The 19,394-nt window shown below is 41.5% G+C and carries 17 protein-coding genes; 1 reads left to right on the top strand and 16 read right to left on the bottom strand.

Translation table 11 applies throughout. The annotated features are described in order from the left end of the window. Nucleotides 1-307: 307 nt before the first annotated feature. The 16 genes from spoVM to AC6CIB_RS22065 all read right to left on the bottom strand — a co-directional run bounded on the left by spoVM (nt 308) and on the right by AC6CIB_RS22065 (nt 17,394). Nucleotides 308-388 carry a stage V sporulation protein SpoVM gene (gene spoVM, locus AC6CIB_RS21990; RefSeq protein ID WP_032088878.1) on the bottom strand — a complete coding sequence of 27 codons (81 nt, stop codon included), beginning with the start codon at nt 386-388 and terminating at the stop codon, nt 308-310. Nucleotides 389-500: 112 nt separating this feature from the next. Further along, a complete protein-coding gene (locus AC6CIB_RS21995; protein ID WP_498284320.1) occupies nt 501-1,148 on the bottom strand; it encodes a thiamine diphosphokinase in 648 nt (215 codons plus the stop codon). A 60-nt stretch (nt 1,149-1,208) separates the two neighbouring features. Continuing rightward, a complete protein-coding gene (gene rpe, locus AC6CIB_RS22000) occupies nt 1,209-1,859 on the bottom strand; it encodes a ribulose-phosphate 3-epimerase (protein ID WP_498284322.1) in 651 nt (216 codons plus the stop codon). 2 nt (nt 1,860-1,861) lie between these two features. Then, the gene (gene rsgA / locus AC6CIB_RS22005; RefSeq protein ID WP_498284324.1) at nt 1,862-2,743 is read right to left on the bottom strand and encodes a ribosome small subunit-dependent GTPase A; all 882 of its coding nucleotides are present in this window, start codon (nt 2,741-2,743) and stop codon (nt 1,862-1,864) included. Nucleotides 2,744-2,889: 146 nt separating this feature from the next. Then, the gene (gene pknB, locus AC6CIB_RS22010) at nt 2,890-4,905 is read right to left on the bottom strand and encodes a Stk1 family PASTA domain-containing Ser/Thr kinase (RefSeq protein WP_498284326.1); all 2,016 of its coding nucleotides are present in this window, start codon (nt 4,903-4,905) and stop codon (nt 2,890-2,892) included. Nucleotides 4,906-4,909: 4 nt separating this feature from the next. Beyond that, nucleotides 4,910-5,659, bottom strand: coding sequence for a Stp1/IreP family PP2C-type Ser/Thr phosphatase (locus tag AC6CIB_RS22015; protein WP_498284328.1), 750 nt, complete (start codon nt 5,657-5,659; stop codon nt 4,910-4,912). 319 nt (nt 5,660-5,978) lie between these two features. Then, nucleotides 5,979-7,313 carry a 16S rRNA (cytosine(967)-C(5))-methyltransferase RsmB gene (gene rsmB, locus AC6CIB_RS22020; RefSeq protein ID WP_498284330.1) on the bottom strand — a complete coding sequence of 445 codons (1,335 nt, stop codon included), beginning with the start codon at nt 7,311-7,313 and terminating at the stop codon, nt 5,979-5,981. Continuing rightward, the gene (gene fmt, locus AC6CIB_RS22025) at nt 7,306-8,256 is read right to left on the bottom strand and encodes a methionyl-tRNA formyltransferase (RefSeq protein ID WP_498284332.1); all 951 of its coding nucleotides are present in this window, start codon (nt 8,254-8,256) and stop codon (nt 7,306-7,308) included. The genes rsmB and fmt overlap by 8 nt, the downstream gene beginning before the upstream one ends. Further along, nucleotides 8,256-8,738, bottom strand: a complete 483-nt coding sequence (gene def / locus AC6CIB_RS22030; protein ID WP_498284334.1) for a peptide deformylase — start codon at nt 8,736-8,738, stop codon at nt 8,256-8,258. The genes fmt and def overlap by 1 nt, the downstream gene beginning before the upstream one ends. Nucleotides 8,739-8,769: 31 nt before the next feature. Further along, complete coding sequence (priA, locus tag AC6CIB_RS22035) at nt 8,770-11,193, bottom strand: primosomal protein N' (RefSeq protein ID WP_498284336.1); 2,424 nt, start codon at nt 11,191-11,193, stop codon at nt 8,770-8,772. Beyond that, nucleotides 11,180-12,409 (bottom strand): bifunctional phosphopantothenoylcysteine decarboxylase/phosphopantothenate--cysteine ligase CoaBC, encoded by a 1,230-nt coding sequence (gene coaBC, locus AC6CIB_RS22040; RefSeq protein WP_498284338.1) that lies wholly within the window; start codon nt 12,407-12,409, stop codon nt 11,180-11,182. Before coaBC ends, priA begins: the two co-directional genes overlap by 14 nt. Before the next feature lie 137 nt (nt 12,410-12,546). Next, nucleotides 12,547-12,768 (bottom strand): DNA-directed RNA polymerase subunit omega, encoded by a 222-nt coding sequence (gene rpoZ, locus AC6CIB_RS22045; protein ID WP_113968268.1) that lies wholly within the window; start codon nt 12,766-12,768, stop codon nt 12,547-12,549. After that, nucleotides 12,769-13,383 carry a guanylate kinase gene (gene gmk / locus AC6CIB_RS22050; RefSeq protein WP_148968692.1) on the bottom strand — a complete coding sequence of 205 codons (615 nt, stop codon included), beginning with the start codon at nt 13,381-13,383 and terminating at the stop codon, nt 12,769-12,771. It lies immediately after the preceding gene. Continuing rightward, complete coding sequence (remA, locus tag AC6CIB_RS22055) at nt 13,384-13,656, bottom strand: extracellular matrix/biofilm regulator RemA (protein ID WP_044337446.1); 273 nt, start codon at nt 13,654-13,656, stop codon at nt 13,384-13,386. A 56-nt stretch (nt 13,657-13,712) separates the two neighbouring features. Beyond that, the gene (locus AC6CIB_RS22060; RefSeq protein WP_498284424.1) at nt 13,713-14,588 is read right to left on the bottom strand and encodes a YicC/YloC family endoribonuclease; all 876 of its coding nucleotides are present in this window, start codon (nt 14,586-14,588) and stop codon (nt 13,713-13,715) included. 124 nt (nt 14,589-14,712) lie between these two features. Then, on the bottom strand, nt 14,713-17,394 hold the full coding sequence (locus AC6CIB_RS22065) for a cation-translocating P-type ATPase (RefSeq protein WP_498284340.1): 2,682 nt from the start codon (nt 17,392-17,394) through the stop codon (nt 14,713-14,715). 212 nt (nt 17,395-17,606) lie between these two features. Here AC6CIB_RS22065 and AC6CIB_RS22070 point away from each other — a divergent pair, with 212 nt between their 5' ends. Beyond that, nucleotides 17,607-19,310 carry an Rqc2 family fibronectin-binding protein gene (locus AC6CIB_RS22070; protein WP_498284342.1) on the top strand — a complete coding sequence of 568 codons (1,704 nt, stop codon included), beginning with the start codon at nt 17,607-17,609 and terminating at the stop codon, nt 19,308-19,310. Nucleotides 19,311-19,394 lie beyond the last annotated feature (84 nt).

Consider the following 19,394-nt stretch of genomic DNA (forward strand, 5'->3'; position numbering starts at 1 on the left):
GTCGAAAAGCGGATTGTTCACAATTTGGAACAACAACCCCCGAAAGTTGAACAACAAATATCGATTCTGGCACGACATACCCCAAAAGTGGCACAAGTTCGTTGTGAAAAGGACTTAAGGCAGCCCAGTTCATTCCATAATTCTCATTTAGAAAAAGATTATAGCCTCTCATTATCACTTTCATGAACCAAAACAATAAAATCGCACTCTTTTAACTAAAAAACCACTCCTCTGTCCCTCTCCACTCCATACCTCATCACAAATAATAAAAAAGAAGATGGCATTAATGCCACCTCCACCAAACCATTTATTCTTTTTTAAACGTCCCTAACATCGCTCTCACAAGTCCACCCAAGAATTTTGGTAATTTAATTGTATAAAAGCGCATTTTTAGTCCCTCCCCACAATCTAAAGAACGTAATGTTTCGCTTGACAACAGTTTAGTCTATTCAAGCAGTCTCAGTTAAGTACGTCTTCTTTTCTACCTGGTTTTAGAAGCTTTAATCACTGCTTCTTATCACCATTAATATGCCATTTGAAAAGGAAAAAGTACCAGATGATTGTATAAGTTCATTACTAATACATAGTGTGGAACCTCTGAAAATATTCCGTTTTTTTAATGGATATTTAAAGCCTGAGAGGGTGATATCCTCAACAAAATCGGTGACGGGAACAAAAGAAATATAGTGTAAATCCTTGCTTTTCTCCACGGAATGTACTCCTGCTTTTGCAAGGTATAGTTGATTTTGGACATCGATGATTTCCACCTGAATGTCCTTTTCCAATAGGCTTGGCGTCATGAGTAATTGAAGATTTCCCATGAAGTGATCAAGGCGTCCTCCAGTCGCACCAAAAATGTTAATATTGTCTGGATTTTGATCAATGGCCCAGTTAAGGGCAAGTTCAAGATCCGTTTCATCCTTTTCAGGCTTGTAGCGATTGACTTCCTGGACTTTTTCTTGAATCAGATCCCATTCTTTATCGGTAACTGAATCAAAATCCCCAAACGCTACCCATGGTTCTATGGACTGTTCCAATAGTGTATAAACTCCACGATCCACCCCTATCCACTTCACTTCTTCCCCTTGGTACACCTTCAATTCAGGAATATATCTTCCTGGACCACCAGCGACTATATTGATTACCATTATCTCCACTCCTATTCTACAAAAATGGACTGACCCAAAAGGATCAGCCCCTATCGTCTCTTATACAAAAGATCTCTTTAATTCTTCGATTGCCGCCCCTCGATCGCTGCGGTTGTAGATGGCAGACCCTGCTACAAACACATCAGCTCCTGCCTCAGCACAAATGGCTGCCGTTTCAGGGTTAATGCCTCCATCAACTTCTATTTCGAGTGCAGGGTTTACTTTATTTGCCCATTCACGAATTTGTTTGATCTTCGGAACGACAGATGGAATAAACGATTGTCCACCAAATCCAGGGTTCACAGTCATTAGTAGAACCATATCGACATCTTGCAAAATTGGCATGATGGACTCAGCAGGAGTACCAGGATTTAGGACGACTCCCGCTTTTACACCTTTGCTTTTGATCATCTGAATCGTTCTATGCAAATGGGGATCTGCTTCTACATGGACTGTAATATAGTCAGCTCCCGCATCTGCAAAAGCTTCGATATATTGATTCGGATTTTCAATCATAAGATGTACGTCCAGTGGTAACGTTGTTAACGGGCGAATCGCTTTCACGATCATTGGCCCCAGCGTAATATTCGGGACGAAGTGACCATCCATCACATCCACATGGATATAGTCGGCTCCCCCTTTTTCCACATCTCTAATTTCGTTCCCTAACTCTGCAAAATTTGCAGACAGAATGGAAGGTGCGATTTTCATATTTAGTACCTCGGCTTTCTTTCTTTTATTTCTTTATGGAATGTTAAATAGTGACCATATCGGTAAGTAGGGATCTCTCCTGCTTCTACTGCAGCTTTCACAGCACATTTCGGTTCATTGATATGTAAGCATCCCCTAAATTTACAGTCGTCTGATACTTCAACCATTTCAGGGAAGCATTGTGGCAGCTCTTCTATTTCAAGGTCTGAAAACTCCAATGAACTAAAACCTGGGGTATCCGCTACTAATCCATCCTCAATATCAATCAGTTCCACGTGACGAGTCGTGTGTTTTCCCCGGCCTAAGTGAGATGAGATCATAGCCGTCTTTAATTCAAGTTCAGGTTTCAAGGCGTTAAGCAAGGACGATTTCCCTACTCCGGACTGACCGGCAAAGACAGAAATTTTATCTCTTAAATAAGGGGTTAATTCCTCTACACCATGCTCGGTTTTCGAAGACGTCATCAGGACTTCATAACCGAATGAGCGGTAATCTTTCACATATCGTTCAATCTTGTTTGTTTGATCAGATGTAAGTAAGTCCATCTTGGTAACACAAATAAGGGGCTCTATTTCTTTACTCTCTACCAACACAAGAAAACGGTCAAGTAAAGCCGGGCTAAAATCCGGTTCGCTTGCAGAAAAGACCAGTATCGCTTGATCGACATTTGCAATGGGGGGACGTACTAATTCATTCTTACGGTCAAAGACCTTCAGGATGTATCCATCCGTTTTGTTCTCCGCTTGAAATTCAACATAATCACCCACCAGGGGTGTTATTTTATTTTTACGGAAATTACCTCTGCCCCGACATTGTGTAACGCTTCCTTCTGAAAGCACATAGTAAAATCCACTTAATGCTTTAACGATTTTTCCTTCTGGCATTCGAAACCTCCTATTCATAACGTTGATAAAAATAAATGAGTCATCTATATTATGTATCATGCTTCTCTATCATTATAAATGAAAACAAGAGGACTGTCCCGTCAGGTTCATTAAAAACCCGGGTACAGCCCTTTGGCAATTGTCATTTATTCTTCTTTAGGATACTCGACAGTACCCGTTTTATACTCTTGGCCGTCTCTCAATATTTTATATTCCCCTACTGTACCTTCTTCCAAAGTAAAGGTAAGTGTGAACTCCGTATCCTTCGTAATCCCATCGATCTGATCCGGTTCACTATCCTCAAACTTACTATCCTTATCCTCAATGAGAATTTCCACTGGTTGAGGGGTGCCATCATTTTTTGTATAAGGAACGGTTACCTTTAACGTTTCTTCCTTCGTCGGGACTTCTTTCGGTTGTTCAGGACCTTTAGACATTACAACGTAAATCGTATCACCTACAAAAGTCGGAGTGCCAGGATTTGTTTCCTGAGATATGACTTTCCCTTCAGGAACTTCATCAGAATATTCTTCTCTTATTACCTCTATGGTTATGCCTCTTAAATCGGCATACTCATCAAGTAATTTCTGATCGAATCCCGTTAAATCCCTTAAATCAAAAGAAGCAGGTCCTAGACTGACCGTAAACGTTATGGTCGTTTCCTCTGCTACGACTTCTTCTCCTTCGGATGGATCCTGCTCAAGAATGGTCCCTGCAGAGGCTTCATCATTCTTTTCTTCTTTCTGTACGGTAAATCCCTTTTCTTCGAGTTCAGAAAGGACATCTTCATAATTCTGACCAGTATAATCCTCAACTTCCACCTTTTCTTTACCTGTACTAACATAAAGGTCTATTGAAGAACCTTCATTCGCCATCCGACCTGCTTTAGGACTTGTCTTGATTACTTCCCCTTCAGGAACATCGTCACTCGATTGCTCTTTTGTTTCTCCAACAACAAGTCCCTCTGAAACAATGATGGAGGCGGCTTCAGTAGAACTTTTCCCTTCCACGTCAGGGACTTGGATTTCCTTTGGCCCCAGCAGCTCAGGAACGAAAGTAACAGCAGCAACCGCTAAAAGAATGAGCAGAAAGAACAAACTAATAATAAATATCGGCCACTTCTTTTTACCCTTCTTCTTAGGATCCTTATTTTTCTTCTTGTCTTTCTTCTTGCCCTCTTGAACAGGAGGGGTAGGTTTCGTTTGCAGTTTGTCTGTATCTGCTTGATGGTGAATAATCGTATCATCAAGATTCGAATACGCTTTCTGATCTGTAATGACCGGGATGGCCTTTGTGGCCTCATCATCCTGGGGAACGGCAAATTTCGGTTCATTCATCCGATCAGGATCCAGGGCTGAGGTCAAGGCCTCATCCATATCCTCAAGGCTATCATACCGTCTGAATGGGTCTTTAGCCGTTGCCTTTAATACGATATTCTCAACACTTTGAGGAATATCAGGATTCCATCTTCTTAGAGAAGGAGTTTCAGATTGCAAATGCTTTAAAGCAATCGAAACCGCTGATTCCCCAGAGAAAGGCAGTCTGCCCGTTAACAATTCAAACATGACGATCCCCAGTGAATAGATATCTGATTTCTTCGTAGCCATACCGCCCCTCGCCTGTTCAGGAGAAAGGTAGTGGACCGATCCCAGGACTGAATTGGTCTGGGTGATCGAAGTGGCACTAAGAGCCATCGCGATCCCGAAATCCGTTATCTTCACATTTCCTTCTTCATCCAGAAGGATATTATGGGGTTTAATATCACGGTGTACAATATGATTCTGATGAGCATGTGACATAGCTAAGGTTAATTGCTTCATAATATCGATCGCTTTGTCTACATGAACAGGTGAATGCTGCTGTATGTATTGCTTTAATGTCATACCATGGACATATTCCATGACAATATAGTATAGATCGTCTTCTTCTCCAACATCGTATATACTCACAATGTTCGGATGAGCCAAGCTTGTAGCAGATTGAGCTTCCCGTTGGAATCGTTTAATGAATTCCTCTTCATTGGCAAAATCAATCCGGAGCATTTTAATTGCCACTTCACGATCCAAAATCACATCGTGAGCTAAATAAACGTTGGCCATTCCTCCGCCGCCGATTAGTTTAATGATTCTGTAACGCCCACTGATGCGCTTACCTTCCATCATGTTATCACCCGCTTTCCGTTTCAGCGGCAAACTCAACAATTACTACGGAAATATTATCTTCACCGCCATATTCATTGGCTAAATGAACAAGCGACTGTCCTTTATTCTCCAGGGAGTGGTCCTGAACCAATATCTCTTTCATTTCTTTTTGGGAGACTTTATTAGAAAGACCGTCTGAACACAATAAAATAACGTCTTCTTCTTCAAACATTATCGTTTTAATATCCATCGTAATTGAAGCTTCCGTACCTATCGCTCTAAGTATCACGTTTTTTCTTGGATGATGCTCTGCATCTTCTTTCGAAATTTCACCGCTTCTGACTAATTCATTCACAAGTGTATGGTCTTCTGTTAACTGATGAAAACCATTTTCATTCAGAATATATCCTCTGCTGTCCCCAATATTGACAATGGTTGCAAACAAGGAGGTGCAAATGGCTCCAACGAGAGTTGTTCCCATTCCTTCACATTCCGAATTAGATTGAGAATAAGTATATACTTCTTTGTTTACTTCGTTAATAGTTGATTTTAACCAATTTTCGGCTTCATCAGCGGTGTGAAATTTCTCTGTTTTCTCCCATAAGTCCTTTAAGATGGAAATGGTAAGCTCGCTGGCAACGTCTCCAGCTCTGTGGCCACCCATTCCATCTGCTACAACAGCTAAATGATCGCCATGATGATTCACAAATACGCCGGCACAATCTTCATTTAGTTGACGCACTTTCCCTTTGTCCGTAAAATAAACAGTTTTCACTTAGGTCACCTCGTCTCTTCTTCTGCACCTGTTTCAAGTAGCTCCTTATACTCATAGTTGGGTGCATCTTTAGTTCAAAAAAATGAATTCACTTTGATTATCTTCGTTAAATACGTTCAGCTTCCGATTCATTCTGAATGAGACCTGTATGGAGTTGAGAATGAAAAGAGCGAATATACTCAGCTTTTATCACTTTTGATGAAATAAATATATGAATACAAAGTATTAGATAATTAAAGATTCATTAAGGGCTGTTGTACTTTTACGACTTTTCCGGTGAATTTTCCTGCTTTACTTTCGACATTTGATCAATTTCGACTCACTTTTTTCTAAAGCAAGAAATAAAGAATCCATCCCCGCCAAAATCCTGAGGAAACACTTGTAATTGATTTTCTTTAATAAACGGTGTGATGGAATCCGGAAGACCATCTAATGGTTGAGGCTCAAATTCTGGATGATCACTTAAAAAAGCCGACACAGTACCTTCATTCTCATTTTGGTCCACAGTACATGTGCTATAGACTAATAGTCCATCTTTTTTTAACAATGGGGCAATAGCTGACAAGATGTCCAGCTGAATCTTTTGTAGTGATAGAAGATCCGATTCTTTTTTAGCATATTTTATATCCGGTTTTCTTCTTAATACACCTAATCCCGAACATGGGGCATCCACTAGAATGCGATCGAAGCTTTCTTTTTCAAACTTCTCTCCTGCTTTTCGACTATCCAGGGTTGCAGTCTTTACGTTGTTTAATCCAAGACGAGTGGCATTTTCGTCGATTAATTTGACCTTATGCTTGTGCAAGTCCAATGCATGGACTTCTCCGTTTCCTGATAGTTTTTCAGCTATGTGAGTCGTTTTCCCCCCTGGTGCTGCGCATGCATCTAACACTTTCATCCCGTGTTCAAGCTTTAAAGCATAGGAGACAAGCATTGAACTTTCATCCTGGATGGTGAATTGTCCGTTACGATATTCATCTGTTTTTGCCAGATTCCCTCGAAGTGACTGGATCGCTTCAGGAACAATCGGGCTTTCTTTCACTTCATTTCCATTGTCCTTCAAGAGTTGGATAAGCTCTTCTCGGGTGATTTTTGTTGTATTCACCCTTGCCGTTTGTTTAGGTGCGATTAAATTGGTTTCACACATTTCTTTTGTTTTCTCCAGGCCAAATTGCTCTTCCCATCTCTTCACAAGCCAATAAGGATGACTCGTTTCGATGGCCACCCGCTCGATTGGATCTTTAATAGTATCGAGGGAAGGAAGTCCTTTCCTTTGAACAGAACGCAAGACCCCATTCACCAATCCTGAAATGCCTTTATGCCCTCTCTTCTTAGCAATTTCTACAGCTTCATAGAAAACAGCACGGTCAGGAATTCGATCTAAGTACACAAGCTGATAGAGGGATAAACGCAAAAGTTGCCGAACCCACTCATCCAGCTTCCCTTTAATAAATGGAGCTAAATAGAAATCCAACGTCATTTTTCGTTGAATGGTTCCATACGTCAGCTCCGTTAATAATCCAATATCCTTACTTGGCAGCTGATTTTTTTCAATCACATGATTGAGTAATAAATTACTATACGATTGATTTTTATCTACCGCTTCAATGACATCAAGAGCTGCTTCACGAACGGTTTTCTTTTGTTTACTCATTATTTTCTCCTAACATCATTCCTGCTTTTAGATGAGAACCTGCTCCACGCAAATAATCCTTTGCACTCATTCTCTTTTTCCCTGAAGGCTGTAAATCGGTTATTTTAATTCCCACTGAATTGCCTGTAGAAACCACGAATCCATCCTCTTCAATCTTCATGATTTCTCCAGGTGAAGCAGAAGTTCCGCTGACTTTTTCTCCCCACCAAACTTTGATCACAGAATTTTCTAATGTGGTGTAAGCAACCGGCCATGGGTGGAGTCCTCTAATATGGTTGTAGATTTCTTCTCCACCTTTCGCCCAGTCTATTTTTTCTTGGTCGCGTTTGATGTTTCGTGCAAACGTCGCTTTTGAATCATCCTGCTTGTCCGGGGCTATGTCCCCTGCTAATAATTTGGGCACCGTTTCAATCAGTAGCGCTGCACCTGCAACGCTTAATTTATCGTGAAGGGTCCCGACATGGTCCCGCTCTTCGATATCCACTTCCACTTGACTAATAATGTCCCCTGCATCAAGCTTTTCGACCATATACATGATGGTGATGCCCGTTTTCTCCTTCCCTTGGAGAATGGAATAATGAATGGGTGCTCCCCCTCTAAGTTCAGGAAGTAAAGAGGCGTGAACATTGATGCATCCATACTGAGGGGCTTCCAGTAACGCGTTGGGAAGAATTTGTCCAAAAGCGGCGGTTACGATAAGGTCAGGTTCTAATGCAAGCACTTTGTTTAACTCATCTTCATCCTTTATTTTCTCTGGTTGATAGACTGGAATTCCGTTCTTTTCAGCTGCTACTTTTACAGGTGGAGGCGTGAGGACCCTTTTTCTCCCCACTGGGCGATCGGGCTGTGTCACGACCGCAATTACATCATAGTTTTCGTCTAATAGAGATTGAAGAACAGGAACGGAGAAGTCAGGCGTCCCCATAAAAATTACTTTCGTCATTAAGCTTCATACCCTTCTAATTCTTCTTCTGTCACATATTTTTCTACCTTTGAGGTAAATAGAACACCGTGAAGATGATCAATTTCGTGTTGAATCGCTCTGGCTAAAAAGTCCTGGGCTTGAAATTCAATCATTCTTCCTTTTCGGTCAAACGTTCTGACCTTGATGGAATATGGACGAGTCACTTCCCCATATAACCCCGGGAAGCTCAGGCACCCTTCAAGGTCGGTTTGAGTTCCGTCTGCCTCAATGATTACCGGATTGATAAGCTCGATCGTACCAGTATCATCACCGACATTCACCACTGCTACCTGAAGGTCGATTCCTACTTGAGGAGCTGCAAGGCCAACACCATCCGCTTCAAGCATTGTGTCATACATATTTGCCAATAATTTCTTTAATTTCTTATCAAATGCCGTTACCTTCTCACATTCTTTCTCTAAGATTGGATCAGGGTGCATTACAATTGGAAGTATTGCCATAAGTCTCCTCCATTTTTCCGTAAAAATATAGTTACATCATCATATAAGGGTTCACATCTATGGAGATTGTTAACCCTTGAGACGCATATTGCTGCTGATACTGATCTAATACGGTTTTTAACGTAGTACCAAGATTTGGTTCCCGCTTGTATTTTATCAAACATTGATACCGATATCTATTCTTTATCCTGGGGATTGGCGAGGCCACGGGTCCAAGAATGATCGTAGTTTCGGAAAGCTTTGAACGGATATATTTCGTCATCTTCTCTGCAATATCCACAACTTTCATTAAATCTTCATGACTTAATGTGAGCAGAGTGATGTAGTAAAAGGGAGGATAGGAGCCCATTTTCCTCATCATCATTTCCTGTTGATAAAAACGGTTGTAATCATGATTAGACGCTAACTCGATTGAATAGTGCTCCGGTGTATACGTTTGAATCACTACTTCTCCCGGTAGCGTGTGTCTGCCTGCACGTCCGCTTACTTGAGTAAGTAATTGAAACGTCTTCTCTGCTGCTCTGAAGTCAGGCAGATGGAGCATCGTATCCGCACTAAGGACCCCGACGAGGGTAATATTCGGAAAATCCAGACCCTTGGCAATCATTTGCGTGCCAAGAAGAACATCTGCTTTTCCCTCTCCAAAGGCTGTTAATAGCTTTTCGTGGGACCCTTTCCGGGAGGTCGTGTCCACATCCATGCGAATGATTCGAGCATCGGGGATAAGTTTCGTCAATTCTTCCTCTACCTTTTGAGTTCCTGTTCCAAAATAACGAATATGCTCACTCGTACACTCAGGGCAAGTAGTTGGAACTCCTTCTTCGTAGCCGCAGTAATGACATTTCATGCCGTTTGAAAAGCGATGGTAGGTTAAGGAGATGTCGCAGTTTGGACATTGAAGGACAAATCCGCAATCCCTGCACATGATGAATGATGAATGCCCTCTTCTATTAAGGAATAGAACGGTTTGCTCTCCCTTTTCCATTCGGTCCTGAAGCTTTTCGAATAGTTCAGTTGAGAACATGGAACGATTCCCCTTCCTCAGTTCCTCTCTCATATCCACAATATCTACGGAAGGAAGGGGGCCATCATTCATCCGTTTATCCAATGTGAGGAGCCCATATACACCTTTTGAAGCTCGTGCAAAGGATTCTAAAGAAGGTGTGGCGCTTCCTAAAATGACAGGGCATTGATGGTATTCCCCTCTATAAATGGCCACGTCCCTGGCATGATAACGTGGATTTTCTTCTTGCTTGTAACTTGTTTCATGCTCTTCATCAATTATGATGATCCCGATATTTTCAAAAGGAGCAAATACGGCTGAGCGGGCACCGACCACCACTTTTACTTCCTTCCGCTGAATCTTTCTCCATTCATCATACTTTTCACCAACTGACAAACCGCTGTGCAGGACAGCTACATCACTTCCGAACCGGCCCTTAAATCTGTGAACCATTTGGGGAGTAAGCGAGATTTCAGGAACTAATACAATCGCTTCCTTCCCTTCTTGTAAGACCCGTTGAATGGATTGAAGATAAATTTCCGTTTTACCACTCCCTGTTACTCCATAAAGAAGGAATGTGTGATGTTTGTCTTCATCTATGGTGTTCAGTATAGGACGAATCGCAAGGTCCTGTTGAGACGTTAAAGAAAGCGGCGAGGTCTTCTCAAACGTCCTGTTTTCAAAGGGATCACGATACATTTCGACGTTTTTCTCAATCAGAATCCCTTTATTGACTAACGATTTAACGGTAGATGAAGTAGTCTCCATCTCTTCAAGGAGGGTTGCGGCAAGTATCCCGTCCCCACCGGGAGCAGAATGACTTATGTATTCTATGATTTGTTTCTGCTTACTTGCTTGAGGAGGCAGACTGTTCTTAACTTCTTCTAAATCATCTTCAGGTACATTAAGATACAGTTTTCGAACCGTTTTCTTATTCCCCTTCGCTTTCACTCTGTAAATCACTTCAACCGTACCCTGTTTTACCTCTTTATGAACGAGAGGCAGCATTCCGTTTTCTTCGATCGCTTTCCAGGACACTTCTCTTCCATTCTTAAAGAAGCGCTGGAGTGAAAGATGAAGTTCACCCGGACTCTTATTTTTCTCGAGTTGAAAGAACTTTTCATATTTCGCTTTCATGGCTGCCGGAAGCATCGCTTGAAATGCTGAGATTTTAAAGCAGAGGGTCTTCTCTGTAAGCCAGTTCCCCAATGTTAGTAGTTCTTTATTCAGTACCGGTACAAGGTCCATCGGCTCTACAATCGATTTCAGTTTCGAGACTTCGCCTTTTTCCTTTAATTCAATGACAAATCCTTGGATTTTCCTTGGTCCAAAAGGAACGATGACTCTCATGCCGGGAACGATGCTGCCTCTCCATTCATCCGGAATACTATAATCGTAGGTGCGATCCGTCTGCATGGCAGGAACATCTACGATGACACTAGCTACGTCCATGTGAGGAACCCTTCTTTATCTGCTGAATCGCTTCTTTATATATTTCTTTCGCTACCTCTATCTTTGATAATAATGGCAGCTCTCGAATGGAACCATCGATTGTTACAATCGATACTTTGTTCGTGTCCGTTCCAAACCCTGAACCTGTTTCTTTCACATTATTTGCAACAATCATATTTGCCCGCTTTTTCTCGAGCTTTGCTTTCGCATACTCGTAAACGTTTGTTGTTTCGGCCGCAAATCCGATTAGATATTGATGTTCCTTTCGCTCACCAAGACTCATTAATATATCCTTTGTACGTTCAAATTCAATCACTAGATTACCATCTTTTTTCTTCAGCTTATCCTCGAAAATTTCTTTCGGACGATAATCAGCGACTGCAGCGCTCTTCACAACGATATCCGCTGTGGGAAACGCTTCATGAACAGCATTGTACATGTCTTCAGCACTTGTGACGGAAACAAATTCAATGCCACTTGGTATGGGTAATTGAGACGGTCCGGAAATCAAGACGACCTCTGCCCCAAGAGACACCGCCGCCTCTGCAAGAGCGTAGCCCATCTTCCCTGTTGAGCGATTGGAGAAGAAACGAACGGGATCGACCATTTCTCTTGTCGGTCCGGCAGTTATGACGACTTTTTTCCCCTGTAATATCTTCCTTTCGTTATCACGATTAGAGAAATAGCGATCAATCAATTCCACTACTTTCTCAGGTTCTTCTAATCTTCCTTTTCCAACGTATCCACAAGCTAAATACCCTTCACTTGGTTCGACAAATCGGTAGCCAAACTCAAAAAGGGTATCAATATTCCTCTTCACCGCCGGGTGATCATACATATGTACATTCATGGCTGGGGCAATCCATACTTTCGCTGTCGTCGCCAGAATGGTTGTTGAAATCATGTCATCTGCAATTCCGTTCGCAAGCTTACCAATGATGTTGGCAGTGGCTGGTGCAACCAGTACAAGATCTGCCCAGTCAGCTAAGTCGATATGTGCAATCTTTGACGAATCCTTTTCATCAAATGTATCCCAGTATACATCTTGACGGGATAATGCCTGAAAGGTAAGTGGAGCCACAAATTTTCGTGCTGATTCTGTCATGATGACCTTCACGTCGGCACCTCTTTGAACCAGCTTGCTTGTTAAAGCAGCCGCTTTATATACAGCAATTCCACCAGATACACATAATAGTATTTTTTTCCCCTTGATCATTCTACTTTCCCCCATTACACTTTATCCTTCCTTTATTATGAAGGATATTGATAGAAAAAGAAAATAGGGTTGTCCCGAAAGATCATGAAATCTTTCGAGTCAACCCCCCTAGAGTTTTTCATTAAGCATGATGATGCTTATTCATCAGCATAAACTGCTTTGGCATCTCTTTCTTTCATAGATAATTGACCGGCCTGAATTTCTTCAAGGGCTTTTCCTACAAATTTATGAGACTCATATTGGTTCAAACGGTAATCCCCTGTATCTTGCAGATTTCTTGCTCTCTTAGCAGCAATACTGACTAACGAATATTTAGAATCAATCTTCTTCATTAATGAATCAATGGATGGGTTTAACATTTATTCAACCTCCAGCATATTTAAGTATCGTTGTTGCACTCTTTCCCGTTTGCAGTGTTCTGCTTGAACAATGGATTTAATCTTACCTACCGCATGTTCAATTTGATCATTTTCAACAATGTAATCATACAGATTCATCATTTCAATTTCTTTTCTTGCAGTATTCATTCTACCCTGGATCAAATCATCCGTTTCGGTTCCTCTTGTTACGAGGCGATTCTGAAGTTCAGAAAGACTAGGGGGTGCCAGGAAGATAAATAAACCTTCAGGGAATTTATCCCTGACCTGCTGTGCACCCTGTACTTCAATCTCGAGAAAAACATCTCTTCCTGCATCAAGAGTTTCTCGAACGTAATCAACAGGAGTGCCATAATAGTTTCCAACGAACTCTGCATACTCCAGCAGTTTTCCTTGCTCTATAAGTACTTCAAACTCTTCTCTTGATTTAAAGAAATAATCTACACCATCCACTTCCCCTTCCCGGGGATTACGAGTGGTCATGGAGATGGAATATTCAAACTTTGTATCTTCTTGGGAAAAAATCGCTTTACGAACGGTTCCTTTTCCTACACCTGAAGGTCCGGAAAGAACGATCAGCAATCCTTTTTCTTTCATTTATTTACCCTGCCCTTCTTCTACTATATCCTCTTTATCAGTTAAACGATGAGCAACGGTTTCGGGTTGAACAGCTGAAAGAATAACGTGATCGCTATCCGTAATAATAACCGCCCTTGTTCTTCTTCCGTAGGTAGCATCAACGAGTGTTCCCCGGTCTCTTGCATCTTGAATCAGGCGTTTGATAGGTGCTGATTCGGGACTTACAATTGAGATGATCCGGTTAGCGGAAACAATATTTCCAAATCCTATATTGATGAGCTTAATCGACATAACGCTCCTCCTAATCAATAGTTTAGTTTCGCCGGAATGACAGGAAACTAAACTTCTTATTCTACATTTTGCACTTGTTCCCTTAGCTTCTCGAGTGTTGATTTCAGTTCCACCACAATCGTGGCAATGAAGGAATCGTTTGCTTTCGAACCAATCGTGTTCACTTCCCGGTTCATTTCCTGGATCATGAAATCCAGCTTCCTGCCTACAGGTCCTTCACCGGTCAATGAGGAATGAAAGTACTGAATATGACTTTCTAATCTTGTCAGTTCCTCGGTAATATCCGATTTATCAGCAAAAATGGCAACTTCAGTAAGCAAACGACTTTCATCAAAGGAAGTTTCATTGTATTCAAGAATCCTTTTTCTTAACCGTTCTCTATACTGATTGACCACTTCTGGAGCATGATCGGTAAGTTCACCAATTTGGGTCTCAAAATGATTGAGATGAGTAAGAAAATCTTTCTTGAGGAGCTCTCCTTCTTTTTCACGCATTTGCCTAAGGTCACTCGCCGCTTGTTCTACAGCTTTTAACACCAACTGCTCAAGCTCTTCATTTTCCTCTTCCATTTCTTCGATCATCACAAATTCTTCTCTGTTTAAGAGGTGGGATAATTGCAGTTCATCTTTTAGGGAGAAGGTTTCTTTCACTTTATTTACTAACTGATAATAATCTTGAATGAGCTTCCAGTCAATATGTAGATTTTTATGTACTAAGCCATCGCCGGTAATGGTGATGAAAATATCCACTTTCCCTCTCTTAACGGACTGGGATACTTGTTTTTTAATTTTATCCTCAAGTTTCATTAATTGTCGGGGCATCCTTATGAAACATTCACTAAACCTGTGATTAACGGATTTCATTTCAACCGTTATAGTATGTTGTTCAGAGTCTACTTTGCTTCTTCCAAAGCCTGTCATACTGACAACCATTACGATCACATCCAATCTTTTGACGATATTCGTATGTAGATCAACTGATTTCATGCTTGCACTCGCACTATATAAAAAAGGTAATAGAGGTTATTCTCTATTACCTTTTGGATTATACCACATTTCACTGTTTTTTTCTTGCAAAAAATGACCCTGCCAGTAAAAACGTTGGAACCGAGCTTAAACCAATGATCAAGAACCAGTCCTTTAACACGATCGGTACTGTGTGGAAGATCGGCTGCAAGGATGGGATGTAAATGACGAGAAGCATCAACACGAGTGAAGATAACACAGCCCACACTAGATACATATTTCCGAAGGGATTTCTTGAAAATACAGAAACTTCACTTCGACAGTCAAACACATGAATGAGCTGTGCCATAACCAATGTAGCAAAGGCAACGGTTTGGGCATACGCCAAGTGATCGGGGTGAGTCTTATACGACAACATGAAGGCAAGTAGAGTGACACCTCCTATTAAGAAGCCCCTTGAAACTACCTTCCAGCCTAACCCTCTGGCAAACACGCCTTCTTTTGGATGCCTTGGTTTTCTCTTCATGACATCATCTTCTGGCTTATCGAGACCAAGTGCCATGGCAGGAAGTCCATCTGTCACAAGGTTCACCCAAAGAATTTGAATCGGCACCAATGGAAGTGGAAGGGCCAGGATCATGGCAAATAGCATGACGAGAATTTCCCCTACATTCGATGCCAGCAGGTAACGAATAAACTTTCTGATATTTTCATAGATGTTTCTGCCTTCCTGAATCGCTGATTTAATTGTTGCAAAGTTATCATCCAAGAGGACAAGTGAGGAAGATTCCTTGGCTACATCTGTCCCGGTAATTCCCATGGCTACTCCAATATCCGAAGATTTTATTGCCGGAGCGTCATTTACTCCATCCCCGGTCATCGCCACGACATGCCCCCTGTTTTGCAGGGCTTTGACGATTTTCAATTTATGCTCGGGAGATACACGTGCAAAAACCGATACTTCATCCACTATTTCTTCGAGTTCATGTACTTCCATTTGGTTTAATGCTTTTCCATCCATGACGCGGTCTTTATTTTTCAAGATTCCGAGCTGTTTGGCAATCGCTTTAGCCGTTAAAATATGATCACCTGTAATCATCACCGTCTTAATGCCGGCTGCCCGACACTCTTTCACTGCCTGCTTCACTTCAGGTCTGGGAGGATCGATCATACCTTGTAAGCCAATGAAGGTCACCCCTTCTTCAATGTCATTTTCCTTAATCCCTTCGATGGATCTTTCATTGAGGGGTTTATAAGCAATCGCAATGTTTCGAAGCGCATTGGACGACATTTCACTGATTGCCTCTTCTACTTTTTGGGCTATTTCAGCTGATTTATATTGAAGTCTTCCTTCCCACAAGATGGATTCGCTTTTGCCGACTAAAACGTCGGGAGCACCTTTCGTTACAGAGAAGTGTTTCCCGTTTTGGTCGACAACGATGATACTCATCATTTTTCTTGTAGAATCAAAGGGGAATTCTTTTACAATCGTAAATTTCTTCTGCAAAGATTCCCGGCTCAATCCAGCTTTCAACCCCGCCACAAGAAGAGCCCCTTCTGTAGGATCCCCATCAACTACAAAGTTTTCTTCACGTGTTACGAGTTCCGCATGATTGCACAGCAGACCAAAGGTTAATAATTGTTGAAGAGCATTTTCACTGTGAGGTGTTACCCTTTGATCTCCGCTGTAAAATTGGCCATCCGGTTCATATCCTGTCCCCGTTACCGTCCACGTTCTGCCTCCACTCCAGAGATGTGTTACCGTCATTTTGTTTTGAGTCAGAGTTCCTGTTTTATCTGAGCAAATAACCGATGCACAGCCTAATGTTTCAACAGCCGGCAGCTTTCGGACGATCGCTTTCTTCTTGATCATTCGCTGAACGCCGAGGGAAAGGGCAACGGTTACAATGGCAGGTAGACCTTCTGGAATGGCCGCAACTGCCAAAGAAACCCCAGCTAAGAACATAGTGTACATATCGTGACCCTGAATCACACCGATTCCTACGACCAATGCCGTTAACACGAGGGCAACGGAAATCAGTATTTTTCCTAATTCTTCAAGTTTTCTTTGAAGTGGGGTTATCATCGTTTCAGCTTTTTGAATCATATCAGCGATTTGTCCCATGGCTGTCTTCATTCCGATAGATGTCACAACACCAATACCATTACCCCTAGTTACCATCGTCCCCATAAAAGCCATATTCTCTAAGTCTCCGAGACTCATGTTTTCACCATTGACGGGGTTCGTCGATTTTGTGACAGGTACAGATTCCCCTGTTAAAGCAGATTCTTCAATTTCCAGATTGTTCGTTTCAATGAGCCGCACATCTGCCCCGATCCGATCCCCGCTTCCAAAGCGGATGATATCACCGATAATGACCTCTTTAGAAACAACTTTCACCCACTTACCATCTCTCAACACCGAAACCTGAGGTGCCGAAAGTTCCTTTAAAGCCTGCAGGGACCTTTCTGCTTTACGCTCTTGAAAAAAACCTAGAAAACCGTTTATTAACACAATGGCTATGATGGCAATCGCATCGATGTATTCTCCCAGTAATCCTGAAATGAGTGTGGCTGCCAATAACACAAGAACCATAAAGTCCTTAAATTGACTGAAAAATAATAACAAAGCTGACTGCTTCTCAGCTTCCTCCAATTGATTGTACCCAAACTGTTTCCGTCTCTTTGCTACGTCATCTGTTGAAAGACCCTCTAGATAATTGGTATTTAATGACTGCTCTATGTCCTCTTGTCTCATCTCATGAAATTTCATGCAACCATGTCACTCTCCTCCTACGATACGAAAAGTTGTCCTTCTCATAGCATTCTTATTCAGACTCGTCCTAAAAAATGATATGATTTACGTATGTTTTGCATTTCACCTGTGAGAGGGGTAAAATCGGTTACATTTGATACACAGAGACCAAGATCAAGCTTGGCAGATATAAAATACACCTAAATCGTTTAAAGCAAAGGATGTTATATATGTCATTTGATGGATTATTTACTAGAAGCATGACCAAAGAATTGAACGAGAACTTATTGCACGGACGCATCAACAAAATACATCAACCTTATAAAAATGAAATCATCATGATCATCCGGGCGAATGGAAAAAATCACAAAGTTCTATTATCCGCCCATCCCAGTTATTCAAGGGTACAAATAACAAAAGAAAACTATGAAAATCCTTCTGTCCCTCCCATGTTCTGTATGCTCCTACGAAAGCATCTGGAAGGGTATATTGTAGAGGGGATCAAACAGGTTGAACTGGACCGGATGATAATAATTGAAGTGAAAGGCAGAAATGAAATCGGCGATATTTCCTACAAACAGTTAATCATCGAAGTAATGGGCCGGCATAGTAACATCATTCTAGTTGATAAAGAACGAAATATGATTCTGGATAGTATCAAGCATATATCACCAAGCATGAATACACACCGTACTGTTTTGCCTGGTCATACGTATGTTTTACCACCACAACAAGATAAAAAAAATCCACTTAATGCTACCAGTGAAGATGTTCTGAGAGCACTGGACTTTAACTCCGGCAAACTGGATAAGCAGATTGTCCAAGCTTTTGCAGGCATTTCTCCTCTTTATGCAAAAGAAGTTGTTCACCGTGCAGGAATCGGTAACCAGTCTACGATTTCCGAATCATTCTTAGAATTGATTCAGTATGCAAAATCGAATGACTCTACACCAACCCTCATTAGTGGGGAGAAAGAAACGTTTTACTGGATGGATCTTGAACATCTGCAAGGAGAGAAACAAACCTTTCCTTCGTTAAGTGAATTATTGGACCGATTCTTCTATCAGAAGGCTGCACGAGACCGGGTGAAGCAACAAGGAAACGACTTGGAACGATTCATCCGAAACGAACGGGATAAAAATGTAAATAAAATTGAAAAATTAAAGAAAACGTTGGAGGATGCCCAGCAGGCAGATCGATATCAATTGCTCGGTGAACTCCTTACTTCGAATTTATATGCGGTTGAACGAGGAATGACTGAGGTTAGCGTAGTGAATTATTATGATGAAAACGGGGAAAGTATCATGATCCCCCTCAACCCGCAAAAGTCTCCATCAGAAAATGCCCAAAACTATTTTTCACGCTATCAAAAAGCAAAGAATGCAATAAAAATCGTTCATGAGCAAATTGAAAAAGCCGACGAAGAGATTGTCTACTTAGAACAATTACTTCAACAATTAGAATCGGCATCAACAAAAGACGTTGAAGAAATCAGAGAAGAACTGGAAGAAGAAGGCTACCTGAGGGTCCGTAAACAAACGAAAAAGAAAAAGGCCAACGTGAAACCTGTTCTGGAAACATACACTTCAAGCGACGGCACACAAATCTTGGTCGGAAAAAACAATAAACAAAATGATTATTTAACCAACAGAGTCGCAGGGAAAGAAGAGGTATGGCTTCATACGAAAGATATTCCAGGCTCTCACGTTGTAATCAAGAGTCCGAATCCTTCCGAGGAGACGATTAAGGAAGCAGCTAAAATTGCTGCCTACTTTAGTAAAGCACGGGAATCAAGCTCGGTGCCTGTTGATTTCACTGAAGTCAAACAGGTAAAGAAACCAAAAGGAGCCAAGCCGGGGTTTGTCATTTATGAAGGACAGCAAACGGTATATGTGACACCTGATTTGGATTTGGTTCGATCGTTGAAGGATTGATTTTATCAATGAGGCACTTCACTCAGTCTGTAATAGGATTGGGTGGGAGTGCTTTTTGTTTTGTGCGGTGTAGGTTAACATTCG

This window comes from Rossellomorea sp. GQ25 (assembly GCF_059758515.1).

Bases quoted from the DNA above. Each gene is read 5' to 3' on its own strand.
- coaBC (WP_498284338.1), bottom strand. From the start codon at position 12,409: ATGATCAAGGGGAAAAAAATACTATTATGTGTATCTGGTGGAATTGCT.
- priA (WP_498284336.1), bottom strand. From the start codon at position 11,193: ATGGACGTAGCTAGTGTCATCGTAGATGTTCCTGCCATGCAGACGGAT.
- rsmB (WP_498284330.1), bottom strand. From the start codon at position 7,313: ATGAGTAAACAAAAGAAAACCGTTCGTGAAGCAGCTCTTGATGTCATT.
- AC6CIB_RS22070 (WP_498284342.1), top strand. From the start codon at position 17,607: ATGTCATTTGATGGATTATTTACTAGAAGCATGACCAAAGAATTGAAC.
- AC6CIB_RS22060 (WP_498284424.1), bottom strand. From the start codon at position 14,588: ATGGTTGTCAGTATGACAGGCTTTGGAAGAAGCAAAGTAGACTCTGAA.
- gmk (WP_148968692.1), bottom strand. From the start codon at position 13,383: ATGAAAGAAAAAGGATTGCTGATCGTTCTTTCCGGACCTTCAGGTGTA.
- rpe (WP_498284322.1), bottom strand. From the start codon at position 1,859: ATGAAAATCGCACCTTCCATTCTGTCTGCAAATTTTGCAGAGTTAGGG.
- spoVM (WP_032088878.1), bottom strand. From the start codon at position 388: ATGCGCTTTTATACAATTAAATTACCAAAATTCTTGGGTGGACTTGTG.
- remA (WP_044337446.1), bottom strand. From the start codon at position 13,656: ATGTCGATTAAGCTCATCAATATAGGATTTGGAAATATTGTTTCCGCT.
- fmt (WP_498284332.1), bottom strand. From the start codon at position 8,256: ATGACGAAAGTAATTTTTATGGGGACGCCTGACTTCTCCGTTCCTGTT.
- def (WP_498284334.1), bottom strand. From the start codon at position 8,738: ATGGCAATACTTCCAATTGTAATGCACCCTGATCCAATCTTAGAGAAA.
- AC6CIB_RS21995 (WP_498284320.1), bottom strand. From the start codon at position 1,148: ATGGTAATCAATATAGTCGCTGGTGGTCCAGGAAGATATATTCCTGAA.
- pknB (WP_498284326.1), bottom strand. From the start codon at position 4,905: ATGATGGAAGGTAAGCGCATCAGTGGGCGTTACAGAATCATTAAACTA.
- AC6CIB_RS22065 (WP_498284340.1), bottom strand. From the start codon at position 17,394: ATGAAATTTCATGAGATGAGACAAGAGGACATAGAGCAGTCATTAAAT.
- rpoZ (WP_113968268.1), bottom strand. From the start codon at position 12,768: ATGTTAAACCCATCCATTGATTCATTAATGAAGAAGATTGATTCTAAA.
- rsgA (WP_498284324.1), bottom strand. From the start codon at position 2,743: ATGCCAGAAGGAAAAATCGTTAAAGCATTAAGTGGATTTTACTATGTG.